This is a genomic window from Methylobacterium organophilum (assembly GCF_022533465.1).
Lineage (GTDB): Bacteria > Pseudomonadota > Alphaproteobacteria > Rhizobiales > Beijerinckiaceae > Methylobacterium > Methylobacterium organophilum.
The window spans coordinates 377292-392403 of sequence record NZ_CP092848.1; the positions used below are offsets into that span (position 1 = coordinate 377292).

Here is a 15112-nt window from a genome sequence, read left to right on the forward strand (position 1 = left end):
CCTCTCTTCACCCGAAAACCGGAGCGATGGCGTGAGCGGCCCGGATCTGCGCCGCGCTGCGGCCGCACGCGCGCTCGACCTCGTAACCGACGGCATGCGCCTCGGTATCGGCACCGGCTCCACGGCCAACGCCTTCATCAAGCTCCTCGGCGAGCGGGTGCGGGCCGGCCTCGACGTCGTCGGCGTACCGACTTCGGAGGCGACCCGCAGCGCCGCGGAAGCCGAGGGCATCAAGCTCACCACCCTGGAGAGCTGCCCGCAGCTCGACCTCACCATCGATGGCGCGGACGAGCTTGACGATCAGCTTCGCCTCATCAAGGGGGGCGGCGGCGCGTTGCTGCGGGAGAAGATCGTAGCCCATGCCAGCACCCGCATGGTCGTGATCGCGGATGCTGCCAAGCGTGTGCCTATGCTCGGCGCCTTCCCGCTGCCTGTCGAGGTGAACCTGTTCGGCCTCGGTGCGACCCGGCACGCAATCGAGAAGGCGGTCGCAGCCTCCGGCTGCACGGGCGATCTCTCCCTGCGCAAAGCCTCGGGTGGCCAGCCCTTCGTCACGGATGGCGGTCATGCCATCCTCGATGCGCATCTGAAGAGTATTCCGGATCCCGAGCAGCTCTCCGCCCAGCTTTGGGCGGTGCCGGGCGTGGTCGAGCATGGCTTGTTCATCGGCCTCGCCTCCGCGGCGATCTTGGCCGAAGCGAAGGGCGACGCGGCCGTCGTCACCGTACTCGGATCTCTCTGACTCTTTTTCGATTCACTCCGGAGTGTTCCGCATGTTCCCCCGCTCCGTCCTTGCCGGGCTTCTTGCCGGCGCCATGCTCATGCCGGGATCGGCGGGGGCCCAGACGGCCAAGCCCGGGACCAAGCCTGCAGCCCCCGCGCCGGCTCAACCGGCGCCCGCGATCAGCCCGACGCATCTGGCGCTCGCCCGCGAGGCCATGCTCGGCTCGGGCATCGCCCGCTCCTTCGATAGCATCATCCCGACCATGGCCGAGCAGATCCGCAAGAACTCGGTGACGCGGCCGGAGCTCGCCAAGGATCTCGACGAGGTGCTCAAGAGCCTTGAACCGGAGATGGAGTTGCAGAAGCAGCGGATGATCGACACCGCCGCACGCATCTATGCTCAGCGCCTCACCGAGGCGGAGCTGAAAGACATCGTGGCCTTCTTCCGCTCGCCCGCCGGCAAGCGCTATGTGGAGGCTCAGCCGCAGATCCTCGACGACATGGTCGGCGCCATGCAGGATTGGACGCAGGAAGTCTCGGAATACGTGATGGTCCGGACCCGGGCGGAGATGGGCAAGCGCGGCCATACCCTTCAGTGAGCACTCAACGCCTCGCGGCCGCGGGCACCCTCGTTCTGGCGCTCGTTCCCGCGGCCATGGCGCTCGCGAACCGTTCGAGCCCCCTCTTCACCTCTATCGCGGCTGTGCTGTTTCTGGCCGCCGCCTTGCGGGAGGATCCTCGTACCGCGGCAGTCACCTTGTTGTCGCCACTGCGTACGCCGCTGGGGCTCGCCACGCTGGCCTTCCTCGGTTGGTCCCTCGTCTCTCTCGCCTGGAGTCCGTTCCCGCAGAGCTCGCTCCGCGCGGTCTCGGAATTCGCACCGGTCCTGCTCGGGGCCTATTTCTTGGCTCGGCTCGCGCCGGGACGGCTGCCCGCCTTCGCCGTGCCTCTCGGAGCGGCCTGCCTCGCCGCCGCTTGCCTGTTCGTGCTCACGAGCCTGCTGACGGATCTCGCGCCGCAGAGGCTGCTAGGCCAGCGCGTCGCGCTTTTCGTCCTGAACCGTCCGGTGCTGACAATCCTGCTCGTTGCCGGTCCCATGGCGCTGCTGCTTGCGCGGATCAGCCGGATCGCGGCCGCGGCGCTGCTGGCGCTGTGCGCTGCGGCGATCCTGCGCTCAATCAGTGGCGCGGCGGCGATGGGATCGATCGCTGGAGCCATCATGGCGTTCGCGGCTTTCGTCCTGCCGCGGCGTCTTGGGATCATATTGACTGGGCTTGGTGCACTCCTTGCTGTCGCGCTGGCGCCCGTGGAGGGAGATATCCTGCACGGACTCATGCCGGAGGCGGCGCATGAACGCCTCGTGCAGAGTTCGTCCCGTGCCCGCGTCACGATCGCCCAGAGCTTTGGCGCCGCCGTCGCGCAGGCCCCGTGGATTGGCAGCGGCTATGGCATCAGCGTGCGTTTTCCCGAGGTGCAGGCGGCGCAGGCCCTTGAGCCGGAGATGCGCCACATGCTCGGTGTCGGACACCCGCATAACAGCTTCCTGCAGGTCTGGGCGGAACTCGGCACTGTCGGTGCGTTCCTCGCAAGCTTGGTGATCGTCCTCGCGCTCGGCGCCCTCATGCGGCTGCCGAAGCCGGCCTTCGTGACTGCCCTCGGCCTTGCGGCGGCGGCGGTAGCGGTGATGTTCGTGGAGCACGGCGCTTGGCAAGGGTGGTGGACGGCCGGCCTCGGAACGGCCATCACGTGGATGCGCGCGGTTTCGTTCGGCCGAGCCGCTCCGGAACGCGAGACAAGAGTGAGGGCGCATGAGCGGTAGCGACGATGTCGATCTGTTCGTCATCGGCGGCGGTTCGGGCGGCGTGCGTGCGGCCCGCATCGCCGCAGGCTACGGCGCGCGCGTGATGCTTGCGGAGGAGTACCGCGTCGGCGGCACCTGCGTGATCCGTGGCTGCGTGCCTAAGAAGTTGATGGTTTATGCGGGGCGGTATCGGGATGAGTTTGAGGACGCCGCCGGCTTCGGGTGGAGTCTGGAGGCGCCGCGGTTTGACTGGGGGCGGCTGAAGGAGCGCCGCGAGGCCGAGGTCGGGCGCCTCGAAGCCATCTACGCGCGCAACCTCGAAGCCGCCGGCGTGGAACTGGTCGCCGACCGCGCGGTGATCGAGGATCCCCACACCGTCCGCCTGGTCGGGGCCGGGACCCGGATCCGCGCCGCCTGCATCCTGGTCGCCACCGGCGCGACGCCGGCCAACGAGCCGAAGATCCCCGGCGCCGAGCTCGCCATCGATTCGAACGGGGTGTTCGAATTGGAGCATCAGCCCGAGCGCATCCTGATCGTCGGCGGCGGCTACATCGCCGTCGAGTTCGCCGGCATTTTCGCGAGCCTCGGCTCGCGCACGACGCTGCTGCACCGGGGCGAGCGCCTGCTGCGCGGCTTCGACGACGAGATCCGCGACGCCCTCGGCGAGGCCTATGCCAAGCGCATGGACCTGCGGCTCGGCCGCACCGTCGAGCACCAGGAGCGCGTCGCCGACGGCATCCGCGCCACCTTCAGCGACGGGCAGACCCTCACCGTCGATTGCGTGCTCGCCGCCACGGGCCGGCGCCCCAACGTCGCCGGGCTCGGCCTCGACCGGGTCGGGATCGCGCTCGACGCAGCCGGCGCGATCCCCGTCGACGCCTTCTCGCAGACGTCGGTGCCCTCGATCTACGCCGTGGGCGACGTGACCAACCGGGCCGCGCTCACCCCCATCGCCATCCGCGAGGGCCACGCCTTCGCCGACACGGTGTTTGGCGGCAAGCCCTGGAGCGTCGACCATCGGCTGATCCCGACCGCGGTGTTCTCGACGCCGGAAATCGGCGTGGTCGGCCACAACGAGGACGTGGCCCGGCGCTGCTTCCCGGAGATCGACGTCTACAAGACGAGCTTTCGCCCGATGAAGGCGACCCTGTCGGGCCGCGACGAGCGCGTGCTGATGAAGGTGCTGGTCGACCGGGCGAGCGACCGGGTCGTGGGCGTGCACATCTTCGGGCACGATGCCGGCGAGATCATCCAGGCGGTGGGCATCGCCGTGACCATGGGCGCCACCAAGGCCGATTTCGACCGCACCATCGCCGTCCACCCGACCGCGAGCGAGGAGCTCGTCACCATGCGCACGCCGGTGGTGGTGAAGCACCCGGTCGGGGTGGGGTAGGGCTCAAATCGTCTCGGCCCGCGACGGCCTTTCCTTTCCCTTGGGAGAGATGGCCGCGAAGCGGACGAAGAGGGCAGCGCACTTCCGGCCTCGCGCCGTACCCACTCCAGCCCGCTTCGCCCGGAAACAGCGTCACGCCGTCATGGCCAGGCGGAGTTGGCTCCCCCCTCTCCCCGCACGCGGGGAGAGGCCCGCATGGACCTCGTTGTCCATGCGGGAAGCGAAGGCGAAGCCGGAGCGGCGGTGAGGGGGCGATTCCAGAGGAGTCTCATCCGGTTCAGCCCCCTCACCTTCGGCTACCGCCTTGCCGCGCCGACGACACCCAAGTCGGGCCTGCCCGACTTGGGCAACCATGAGCAGAACTCGGGTCAACCCGAGTTCTGGTGTCGTCGCGGCCCTCTCCCCACGTGCGGGGCGATGGAATGCGCGTGACCGGTTTGTCCGATCGGCCCCGAAGCACCTATCCCGAGATCCGGGCCGCCTCGATCAGGCGGCGGGCGATGGCGGCGTAGTCGCCGTCGAAATGGTGGCCGCCTTCGAGGCGCACCTTGGCCACGCCCGCGAGGCTCGGATCGGTGCAGGCGGGGGCCTTTTCCTCTGAGCCGTAGACGCAGAGCACCTTCTGCGGCGGCAGGCCGGCGATCTGCGGCACGACCTCGTGGGCGCCGCCCATGCCGAGGAACCCCTTCACCGAGACGCTGAAGCCGGTGGAGCGGCCCGGGCCGAGCAGGCCGATCAGGCTCACGCGCTTGCGCAGGGCGTCCGGCAGGTGTGGCCAGGAGAAGGGGAACACGTCGGCGCCGAAGGAGAAGCCGAGCACGATCACCGGAAGGCGGCCGCTCGGATCGGCCTGGCGCACGATCGCGGTGGTGTCGGCGGCCACCGTCTGGGGGCTGCGATCGGCCCAGAAGTAGCGCAGGGCGTCGACGCCGACGACATGGATGCCGTCCTGCGCCAGCTGCTCGCCGATCACCTTGTCGATGGTGCGCCAGCCGCCGTCCCCGGAGAAGAACACCGCCAGCGCCTTCGGGGTGCCGCTCGCGGGCAGGTCGACGAGGGGGAGGCTGTCCGTGCCGGAATCCTGCGCCGCCATGGCGGCCACGGCGTCGATGGCCTGGGCCTGGCGCTGGCCGGCCTCGGCCTCCGGGTGCTGCTCCGGGGCGAAGGGGCCGGCGCCGGGCACGGTCGGGCCCGCGGGTGCGGTCTCGGCGGCGATCACGGTCAGCGGCGCTTGCAGGTGCTCGGCGCGGGGATAGGCGAAGCCGCCCTCTGCCGGCGCGGAGGGGCCGCAGGCCGGGCGCGGCATGGCGAGGACGGGCGCGGGATCGAGGGCCACCACCCCGGCCAGCGTCGCGGCCAGCGTCTGCCCGGCAATGGCCCGGGCCATGGTGCCGCCTTCGCCGAGGCCGATCACCACCGGATGGAAATAGCGCTGGGCGCCGAGCTCCCTCTGCGCCTCCTTCGAGAGCTCCTCGATGTCCGAATAGGGATTGACGCAGGCCCCCGCCTCCTTGGCGAGGCCCTGCTTTACCCTGCCGAGGTCGAGGCTCATCACGATCAGGCCGCGGTGGCGCAGGGCGGCCTCGACGGCCTTCTCCCGCGCCCCGATCCCATCCCGGTCGGAGATCAGGATGGCGAGCCCGGTCGGATCGTGGTCGGGCAGGTCGACGGACACGTCCTTGATGCGCCCGGAGGAGGCCTTCACCGGGGTGGCCGCGGCGATCAGCGTCGGGCTCGGCCGCAGCACCTTCAGGGCGAAGGCGCCGCCGCCGGCCGCGAGGATCAGGGCGGCCGCCGCCAGAAGGCGCCGGCGCCGGGCGGGCTTCGGAGCGGCGTTCGGGGTCGTCACCGGCGGATCAGGCCCAGGGGCGAGCCGCTCACCAGCGTCGCCACGTCGATCAGGGTCTTGGGCGTCTGCAGGCCGCCGGGGCAGATCAGGTAGTAAGGCGTCCAGACGGGATCGAATTTCTGCTTGAAGCTGCGCAGCCCGTCGAAGCTGTAGAGGTCGGCGCCGCGCCGGTAGAGGAAGGCGCCGAAGCGATTCCAGCGGGAGGCGAGGCGCCGGTCGACGAGGCCCGAGAGGGGGGCCGCGCCGAGGTTGAACCAGCGATAGCCCTCCGCCTTGGCGGCGAGGAGCAGGTTCGCGAACAGCGCGTCCATGATCACCTTGGAGGCGTCCGGCGCGTAGCGGATCAGGTCGATGGCGATCTCGTGCTTCTCGGCACCCCGCCAGAGATTGGCGAAGGCCACGATCCGGCCCCCCTTCCGCATCACCGCGATGTCGAAATGGGCGAGATAGGTCGCGTCGAAATAGCCGAGGGAGAAGCGCTTCTCGCCGCCCTGCTTCATCGCGAGCCAGGCATCGGAGACGGCGCGCAACTCGTGCATCGCGGCCCGCACCCGGGCCTGCGGCAGGATCTCGAAGGTCAGCCCCTCCTTCTCCGCCCGGCGCTGACCGTAGCGCAGGTCGTGACGGCTCGCGCCCTTGAGGGAGAAATCGGCCAGCGGCACCCGCGCCACCTCGCCGAGCTTGAGGGCGGTCAGCCCCATATCGAGGAAGAGCGGCAGGTTCTCCGGCCCGACCCCGTAGAAGACCGGTCGCGCCCCGGCCCGGTCCGCATGCTCGCGGAAGGACCAGGCCAGCTCCGCGACCCGGGCGGCGGGGGCGACCGGCTCGCCCAAAGCCACGAGGCTGCGGCCGGACTGGGCGTACATGACGAAGCCCTGGCCCTCGTCGCCGATCAGGAAGCGCTTGTCGCCGAGCAGCGCCAGGGCGGAGGCCGCGTGCGGGGAGCGCGCCACGGCCTCGACCACCGCCTTCGGCACGGGGAAGCGGGCCCGGCGATGATCGTGCCGGCGCCGGTAGACCGCGCTGTCGAGGCCGATGGCGGCAAGCCCCACGCCGAGGGCGAAGGACAGGCGCAGGGCGCTCGACGCGTTGCCGCTCCACGAGACCTGCCACCAGAGGGCATCGGCATCGGCGAGGTGGTTCCAGTCGATGAAGCCGAGGCCGGCCGAGACCAGGACGAGGGCGGCCACGCCCGCGAACCAGCGCCGGCTCACCACGAAGGGGTTGTGGCTCTGGCTGCGGTAGAACGAGTTGCGGGTGACGGCGAGCAGCCCGGCAATGGCCAGCAGCAGAGTCGCCTCCTCCCAGTCGAGCCCGCGGCCCAGGGAGAAGCCGGCCCCGAGCACGAGCAGGATCAGCGCCGCCTTCCAGGCCCGGGCGAGCCGCCGGTTCAGTCCCCGGGCGAGCACCAGCAGGGCCACGCCGACCAGGGCGGCGGCGAAATGCGAGCCCTCCATGAAGGGCATCGGCACGATGTCGGAGAGCATGTCGACCCGCACGGCGAGGTCCCGCGTCGCGCCGGAGGCGAGCAGCATGGCGCCGCCGAACAGGGCGGTGCCGGCGGCCAGTCGCGGCACCATCGGCTCGAGGATCCGTGCCGGGCCGGCGAAGACCGCCCGGCGGCGCCAGCTCTCCAGGCCGGCGAGCCAGAGCAGGGCCACGCCGAAGGGCATCAGGGTGTAGATGACCCGGTAGGCGAGCAGGCTGCCCAGCACATCGGCGCGCCCGCCGAGCCCGAGGCTCGCGATCAGGGTCGCCTCGAAGGCGCCGAGGCCGCCGGGGGCGTGGCTGACGATGCCGATCACCGTCGCGGCGACGTAGATCAGCAGGAAAGCCGGGAAGTTGCCGACCGCGTCCTGCGGCATCAGCACGTAGAGGGTGGCCGCCGCTGCGGTGAGATCGACGATGCCGGCGGCGATCTGGACCATGGCCGCCCGGGAGGTCGGCAGGCGGAACGAGACCCGGCCGACTCGCACCGGCCGCTCGCTGCGACCGAGCCAGATCACCATGCCGAAAACCAGGGCGAGCACGGCGGCGCCGGCGGCGGCATCGAGCTCGGGATGGTAGCGGGCGAGCCCCGGCAGGTTCTTCGGCCCGAGCATCAGGGCCACCGCCGCCATGGTGACCAGGGAGACGAGCAGGGCGAACCAGGAGGCGCCGAGAATGCGCCCGACATCGGCGAGGCCGCCGGCCCGGTCGCCGTAGATCCGGTAGCGGAGCGCTCCCTGGGTGAAGAGCGGGAAGCCGAGGGCGTTGGAGACGGCGTAGCCGCCGGCGCCGGCCGCGGCGGCGAGCCCGCGGGGGATCCGGCCCGGCGCCACGGTCTCCACCGCGACGAGATCGTAAACCGCCACGGCCGCGAAGCTGACGGCCGTGAACAGCACGGCGAGCCCCAGCAGCGGATCGGGAATCTGGTCGTAGGCCTGGGAGATCGCCTCCAGGGTCACGGTGCCGAGCATCCGGTGGATCACCAGGATGGCGAGCAGGCTGACGCCGAGGCCGACCGCCGGGGGCAGGGCGCGGCGCAGCAGCACGAGGCCCTGGGGCAGCAGCCCGCGGGTGGGGGCGACGGCCGCTGCGGCCACGGTTGCGCTGGACTCGGAGGCGGGGCTCTGCTCGGTCGGCGTCTCGATGCGCGTGGTCATGTCGACGTGATCGGTCCTGGCTGCGCGGGCACCGCCTGAGTCGGCGGGGCACGCGCGAATGCCGCTTCTCACCCGAAATCCCCCAACACAGGCTGAACAAATCGGAGGCAGGCGTGGCGCGTATGGCGCCTATTGCCGGTCGGTTTGTCGAAATTCTGGCGTCGGCCGCGCCGGATGGCGATAGAGGGAGCCTCGCGAAACCCGTCGCTCCACCTCATGCTGCTCGACCTTCTCCGCGTCCTGGCCACGCCCGCGCCCCGCGACCATCGCCGGCTCGGCTGCGTGGGCGACAGCATCCGCACCGGCTCCCGCGCCCGGCGCTGCGCGGCCGCCTGGGCGCCGCATCTCGCCGCGACCCGGAGCGTCATCCGTGCGGCGATCGACGGCACGGAGACGCGCGGCACCGCGGTGGTGCTGGGCTCGGGCCATCTCGATGACGTGCCCCTCGACGACCTCGCCGGCGCCTTCGCCCGGGTGGTGCTGGTCGATGCCGTGCATCCGCTGCCCGCGCGCCGGGCGGCCCGGGTGCGGGGCAACGTCACCCTGCTGACGGCCGACCTGAGCGGCAGCTTCGCGTTGCTGCTCGGACGCTCGGATGGGCTCGGGGCCATGCTGCCGGCCATCTGCGCTGCGCCGGAGACCGGGCTCGTGGTCTCGGTCAACCTGCTCTCGCAACTGCCGATCCGTCCTGTGGAGCGGCTGGAGGCGTCGCGCCGGCCCCTCGGCAGCTACGCGCCGGAGGACGGGGACGCCCTCGGGCGCGCCATCGTGGCGGGGCACCTCGCCGCCTTGGGGGCGCTCTCCGCCCGGATCTGCCTCGTCACCGACACGGAGGAGATCGAGGAGGACCGGGACGGCCGCGTGCAGGAGCGGCTCGACCTGCTCTACGGCGTCGGCCTGCCGGTACCGGCGCGCCGCTGGGTCTGGGAGCTCGCTCCCTTCGGCGAGGGGCCGCCGGGCCGGCGCCTGCTCCACCCCGTCTCGGGCTATCCGGATTTCCGGCCCGGGTGAGGGCGGGCCGCGGCTCTGCGCGGAACGCCGCAGGAACCGCCGATTCCGCGAAGGGGTTGCACCGAGCGTAACCCTCGGCGGAGCCGGCGATGAGCGACGTGAAGATCGAAGCCTACGAGGATCCCGCCGGGGGCTGGGGCTCCGCCCGCTCCCTGTTCGACATCCTGACCCGCGAGCAGATCCCGGCCTCCGGCGCGGCCATGCTGATGAAGCAGAACAAGCCGGACGGGTTCATGTGCGTGTCCTGCGCCTGGGCGAAGCCAGCCAAGCCCTCGACCTTCGAGTATTGCGAGAACGGCGCCAAGGCGACCGCCTGGGAGCAGACCCGCAAGCGGGTCGGGCCGGACTTCTTCGCCCGGCACAGCGTCACCGAGCTGCTCGCCTGGGAGGATTACGACCTGGAAGAGAAGGGTCGGCTGACTCATCCCCTGCGCTACGATCCCCAAAGCGACCGCTATCTGCCGGTGAGCTGGGAATCGGCCTTCGCGGAGATCGGCCGCGAATTGAAGGGCTTCGATCCGAAATCGGTGGTGTTCTACTCCTCGGGCCGGGCTTCGCTGGAGACGAGCTACATGTACGCGCTGTTTGCGCGGATGTACGGCAACAACAACCTCCCCGATTCCTCGAACATGTGCCACGAGTCGACCTCGAAGGCGCTGCCGCAATCGATCGGCGTGCCGGTGGGCACCACGGTTCTCGAGGATTTCGAGACCACCGACCTGATCCTGTTCTTCGGCCAGAACGTGGGCTCCAATTCGCCGCGGATGCTGCATCCGTTGCAGGAGGCGCGCCGGCGCGGGGTGCCGATCCTCTCCTTCAACCCCCTGCGCGAGCGCGGGCTGGAGCGCTTCACCAACCCGCAATCCCCCGTCGAGATGCTGACCAAGTCCTCGACGCAGATCGCGACGCAGTTCCACCAGGTGAAGGCCGGGGGCGACATCGCCGCCATCACCGGCATCTGCAAGGCGCTGATCGCCGCCGACCGGGCGGCGCAGGAAGAGGGCCGGCCGCGCCTCCTCGACGTCGACTTCATCGCCGAGCACACCCACGGCTTCGAGGCCTTCGTCCGTTTCTGCAACGGCCAGGACTGGGCCGCCCTCGAAGCGCGCTCCGGCCTGAAACGCGAGGGCCTGGAGGCCGCCGCCGCGGTCTACGCCCAGGCGCGCGCCGTGATCGGCATCTACGGGATGGGGCTAACCCAGCACCGCCGCGGCACCGAGACGGTGCAGATGCTCGTCAACCTGCTGCTGCTGCGCGGCAACCTCGGCAAGCCCGGCGCCGGGATCTGCCCCGTGCGCGGCCATTCCAACGTCCAGGGCCAGCGCACCGTCGGCATCGCCGACGAGCCCTCCCTGGTGCCCCTCGACAAGCTCAAGGAGCTCTACGGCTTCGAGCCGCCCCGGGAGAAGGGCCTCAACACCGTGGAGACCTGCGAGGGCGTGCTCGCGGGCGAGGTGAAGGCCTTCGTCGGCCTGGGCGGCAACTTCGTGCGCGCTATCCCCGACACCCAGCGCATGGAGGAAGCCTGGCGCTCCCTGCGCCTGACCGTGCAGGTCTCGACCAAGCTCAACCGCTCGCATCTCGTCCATGGCGAGATCGCCTATATCCTGCCCTGTCTCGGCCGCATCGAGATCGACCAGCAGGCGAGCGGGCCGCAGGCGGTGTCGATGGAAGACTCGACCTCCTGCTTCCACGGCTCCCGCGGCGTGGCGCGGCCGGTGAGCGAGCAGGTCCGCTCCGAGCCCTGGATCGTGGCCGAACTCGCCAAGGCGGTGCTGCCGCCGAATCCGAAGGTCGACTGGGACGCCTGGGTCGGCGACTACGCCAAGGTGCGCGACGCGATCGAGACGACCTATCCGGACACATTCAAGGACTTCAACAAGCGCCTGTTCGAGCCCGGCGGCCTGCACAAGCCGCTGCTGGCACGGGAGCGCAAATGGGAGACGGAGACGGGCAAGGCCAATTTCCTCCTGCCCCCGGACGGGCTGGAAGCCGATCCCGACATGCCGATCCGCAGCCGCGACGTGCTCGACCTGATCACCCTGCGCTCCAATGACCAGTTCAACACCACGGTCTACGGCTATCACGACCGCTTCCGCGGCATTTCCGGCACCCGCCGGGTGCTGTTCATGAACGAGAACGACATCGCCCGCCTGCAACTCGCCGACGGTGAGGAGGTCGATGTGGTCACCGACGCCTCGGACGACATCACCCGGGCAGTGCGGGGCCTGCGCATCGTCCGCTACGAGATCCCGGAGGGGAACTGCGCCGGCTACTACCCGGAGCTGAACGTGCTGATCCCGCTCTGGCACCACGACGTGCAGGCCAAGACCCCGGCGGCCAAGGCGATCCCGGTGCGCGTCACCCGCGCGGCGGAGCCCGTCGCCGCCGCGTGAGCGGCTTTGATGCGGCGCAGCCCTCGACGGATGCGCCGCGCAATCCATATGCGCTGGGCATGGACGGAAAGGACGCAGCCCACGCGCGACGACAGGCGATCATCGATCGCCTGCTGCGCGACGCCACGACCCCCCCGGGGCGTCTGGCGCTGCCGAGCCACGAGGCCCTGCCCGCTGACATCCGCATGACCATCGACCGGCTCCTCGCCAAGGCCGATGCCGAGCGCCGCCGCTCCCTGACCTACGACGACCTCGAAGAAGCCCTCCCGCCCCGCGACGTCACGGCCGACGACCTGGAGGCGATCTTCTGGGTGCTGGCGGAATACGGGATCGAGGTGGACGAGGACGAGTGAGCCTCTCGGGATGACCCGAGCGGGTGGCGCGCATTCCTCCTTGCCCCGCACGCGGTGATCGGATGCGCACGTCCCATCTCGTGCCCGGCTGATCGGCTCGGTCGCGGCGCGTTTTTCCTCACCTTTGAGAGGTGTCGCCGCGAAGCGGACGGAGGGGCCGGTATCGGGGATACCGGCCTCACGCGCCCGCGCACCTGCGCCACCGCGTTGCGCGCGGTCCCTTAACTCACCCAGAGGGCGAGGAGAGGCACTAGCCTCAAGTCTTCGAAGGTCGTCGGATGCTTGCCCGCAAAGCGCGCCTTCGGTGCGATATCGGAATGTGAACTTCCGACCCTCCCGGACCTTTAAGCGGGCAAGGGCAGACGACCGGCCGGGACAGAAAGCGGACGATATGGAGCTGGCGCAGCCCGCCCAGGCCGCGCTTGACAGCGCCTGTGTCGCCGGTATCCCATACGGCTGATGGGGAAGGCGATCTCCTCATGAGGCTAAGGCCAAAGTATCGCGTCCCTTCTGCACGTGTTGCAAGGACGCGTCATGGCTACGCCCAACACCATCTCTGTCGAAAAACTCGCGCGCCTGATTGGCACTCCAGGCTGTCCGGCCGTCATCGACGTGCGCACCGACCGGGAATTCCTCACGGACCAACGCCACGTGCCCGGCGCGCTTGTCCGGGCGCCCGACCGGGTCGCCGAGTGGGCACCGGGATTGCGCGGCAGGTCCGTCGTGGTCGTCTGTGAGGATGGGCGTCGGAACAGCCACGGCGTCGCCGCGTGGCTGCGTAGCGCCGGGGTGAATGCCGAGGCCCTGCAGGGTGGCATCGCGGACTGGGCGGCCGCCGAACTGCCGATGGTTCCAGCCGACAAGATCCGCAACCGCGACGAGCAGGGCCGCACCGTCTGGGTTACGCGCGCCCGGCCCAAGGTCGACCGCATCGCCTGCCCCTGGCTCATCCGCCGCTTCGTCGACCCGGACGCGGTCTTCCTGTTCGTGCCGCCGGGCGAGGTGGCCGGCGTCGCGGACCGGTTCGAGGCTGCGCCGTTCGACATCGACGACCCAGGCACCTTCTGGAGCCATCGGGGCGAGCTGTGCACCTTCGACGTCATGGTCGAGGAGCTCGGCCTCGCCACGCCGCCGCTCCTGCACCTCGCGACCCTGGTGCGAGGGGCCGACACGGCCCGGCCGGATCTCGCCCCGGAGGCCGCCGGCCTTCTCGCCGCCTCGCTCGGCCTGTCGCGCCTTTACGCGGACGACCTCGCACAGCTCGATGCCGGGATGCTCCTCTATGACGCCTTCTACCGGTGGTGCCGGGACGCGACGGAGGAGACCCACAACTGGCCCACCAACAAGCCCAAGGCGAGAGCCTGACCATGGCCGCGACCGCACGTATCCAGACCGCGCCGGAGACCGGCGTGGCCGCCCCGGAAACGCCGTTGCCCGTAACCTTGGCCGAGGCCGTCCCGGTCTGGGCCCGCATCGCCGCGCTCTCCTTCGGCGGGCCGGCTGGGCAGATCGCGGTCATGCACCGCATCCTGGTCGAGGAGAAGCGCTGGATCTCCGAGAACCGCTTCCTGCACGCCCTGAACTTCTGCACGCTCCTGCCGGGACCGGAGGCGCAGCAACTCGCCACCTACGTGGGCTGGCTGATGCACGGCACCCGCGGCGGCCTCGTCGCGGGCGGGCTGTTCGTCCTGCCGGGCGTCGTCGCCATCATGGCGCTGAGCTGGGTCTACGCGCTCTACGGCAACGTCGGCCTTGTCGCCGGCCTGTTTTTCGGCCTCAAGGCGGCGGTGCTCGCCATCGTCCTCCAGGCCGTGATCCGCATCGGCAAGCGGGCACTCAAGGGCCCCGTGATGGTCGGCCTCGCCGCGGCGGCGTTCGTGGCCATCTTCTTCCTCGGCGTACCCTTCCCGCTGATCGTGCTGACGGCCGGCGTCATCGGCTACCTCGGCGGCTTGGCTAGACTGCCGCAGTTCAAGACCGGCGGGCATGGGGCCGGCGGCAAGGGGGTGGATGGCCCCTTCCTGCTCGACGACCACGAACTCCCGCAGGAGCGGGCCGCCGCCGGGCACACGCTGCGGATGCTGCTCGCCTGGGGCGCGCTCTGGCTGGTGCCTGTCGCGGCCATCCTCCTCGCCCTCGGGCCGGACGACGTCTTCAGCCAGGTCGCGGTGTTCTTCTCCAAGATGGCGATGGTGACCTTCGGGGGCGCCTACGCGGTGCTGTCCTACGTCGCCCAGCAGGCGGTGGAACACTACGGCTGGCTCAAGCCCGGCGAGATGCTCGACGGACTCGGCATGGCCGAGACCACGCCCGGTCCGCTCATCATGGTCACGCAATTCGTGGGCTTCATGGCGGCGTTCCGGAACCCCGGCGCCTTGCCGCCGCTGGTCGCCGGCACGCTCGGCGGGCTTCTGACCACCTGGGTGACCTTCGCGCCCTGCTTCCTCTGGATCTTCGTGGGCGCGCCTTACGTCGAGCGCCTGCGCGGCAACAGGGCCTTAGCCGGCGCGCTCTCGGCGATCACCGCGGCGGTGGTCGGCGTGATCCTCAACCTCGCCGTCTGGTTTGCTCTTCACACCGTTTTCGCCGAGACGCGCCCGTTCGCGGCCGGGCCGGTCCGCTTCGACGTCCCGGTCCTCGCCAGCCTGAACCCTTGGGCCCTCGCGCTCGCGGCCGCGGCGGTGGTGGCGGTGTTCCGGTTCAAGATCGGCATGGTTGAGGCCCTGTTGGCCAGTGCGGCGGTCGGCGTTGTCCTGCACCTCGTCGGCGCTGTGTAGGGCTGCCGGATCTCGACGTCCTCCCGTTCAGGCCCGTCTCGTTCGAGCCGGAGCGGGATGCGGCGCCGTTGGGCCTGTTGCGCGTGCCGCGCACGCTTCTGGGTGCCGTCGAGGCGCGGGGCGTGTCCTCCACCCGCGACATCGGGATCTTCCGGAGCAGCACC

General features: G+C 70.5%; 11 protein-coding genes. 9 read left to right on the forward strand and 2 right to left on the reverse strand.

Annotation, left to right across the window (positions count from 1 at the left end; all coding sequences use genetic code 11):
* The first annotated feature begins 31 nt into the window (after positions 1–31).
* Genes rpiA through gorA form a run of 4 tightly spaced genes read left to right on the forward strand, consistent with a single transcriptional unit; the run spans position 32 to position 3917 of the window.
* Positions 32–742 carry a ribose-5-phosphate isomerase RpiA gene (gene rpiA, locus MMB17_RS01810; protein ID WP_238309733.1) on the forward strand — a complete coding sequence of 237 codons (711 nt, stop codon included), beginning with the start codon at positions 32–34 and terminating at the stop codon, positions 740–742.
* A gap of 31 nt (positions 743–773) precedes the next feature.
* On the forward strand, positions 774–1322 hold the full coding sequence (locus MMB17_RS01815) for a DUF2059 domain-containing protein (RefSeq protein ID WP_238309732.1): 549 nt from the start codon (positions 774–776) through the stop codon (positions 1320–1322).
* Between the two features lie 56 nt (positions 1323–1378).
* Positions 1379–2542 (forward strand): O-antigen ligase family protein, encoded by a 1164-nt coding sequence (locus MMB17_RS01820; RefSeq protein WP_241100866.1) that lies wholly within the window; start codon positions 1379–1381, stop codon positions 2540–2542.
* Positions 2532–3917 carry a glutathione-disulfide reductase gene (gene gorA / locus MMB17_RS01825; RefSeq protein WP_241100867.1) on the forward strand — a complete coding sequence of 462 codons (1386 nt, stop codon included), beginning with the start codon at positions 2532–2534 and terminating at the stop codon, positions 3915–3917. Before MMB17_RS01820 ends, gorA begins: the two co-directional genes overlap by 11 nt.
* Before the next feature lie 460 nt (positions 3918–4377).
* Here the strand turns inward: gorA and MMB17_RS01830 are convergent, their stop codons facing one another.
* Both MMB17_RS01830 and mprF read right to left on the reverse strand, forming a co-directional pair.
* The gene (locus tag MMB17_RS01830; RefSeq protein ID WP_241100868.1) at positions 4378–5766 is read right to left on the reverse strand and encodes an AcvB/VirJ family lysyl-phosphatidylglycerol hydrolase; all 1389 of its coding nucleotides are present in this window, start codon (positions 5764–5766) and stop codon (positions 4378–4380) included.
* Entirely contained in the window at positions 5763–8411 is a 2649-nt protein-coding gene (gene mprF, locus MMB17_RS01835) for a bifunctional lysylphosphatidylglycerol flippase/synthetase MprF (RefSeq protein WP_241100869.1), read from the reverse strand. The genes MMB17_RS01830 and mprF overlap by 4 nt, the downstream gene beginning before the upstream one ends.
* A gap of 216 nt (positions 8412–8627) precedes the next feature.
* On the opposite strand from mprF, the gene MMB17_RS01840 reads away from it, so the two are divergent.
* From MMB17_RS01840 to chrA, 5 genes are all read left to right on the forward strand, one after another.
* The gene (locus tag MMB17_RS01840; RefSeq protein WP_241100870.1) at positions 8628–9422 is read left to right on the forward strand and encodes a hypothetical protein; all 795 of its coding nucleotides are present in this window, start codon (positions 8628–8630) and stop codon (positions 9420–9422) included.
* 89 nt (positions 9423–9511) lie between these two features.
* The gene (locus tag MMB17_RS01845) at positions 9512–11818 is read left to right on the forward strand and encodes an FdhF/YdeP family oxidoreductase (RefSeq protein ID WP_241100871.1); all 2307 of its coding nucleotides are present in this window, start codon (positions 9512–9514) and stop codon (positions 11816–11818) included.
* A 59-nt stretch (positions 11819–11877) separates the two neighbouring features.
* A complete protein-coding gene (locus tag MMB17_RS01850; protein WP_238312644.1) occupies positions 11878–12171 on the forward strand; it encodes an RNA polymerase sigma factor region1.1 domain-containing protein in 294 nt (97 codons plus the stop codon).
* A 534-nt stretch (positions 12172–12705) separates the two neighbouring features.
* Complete coding sequence (locus MMB17_RS01855; RefSeq protein WP_241100873.1) at positions 12706–13536, forward strand: chromate resistance protein ChrB domain-containing protein; 831 nt, start codon at positions 12706–12708, stop codon at positions 13534–13536.
* A gap of 2 nt (positions 13537–13538) precedes the next feature.
* A complete protein-coding gene (gene chrA / locus MMB17_RS01860; RefSeq protein WP_241100874.1) occupies positions 13539–14948 on the forward strand; it encodes a chromate efflux transporter in 1410 nt (469 codons plus the stop codon).
* Positions 14949–15112 lie beyond the last annotated feature (164 nt).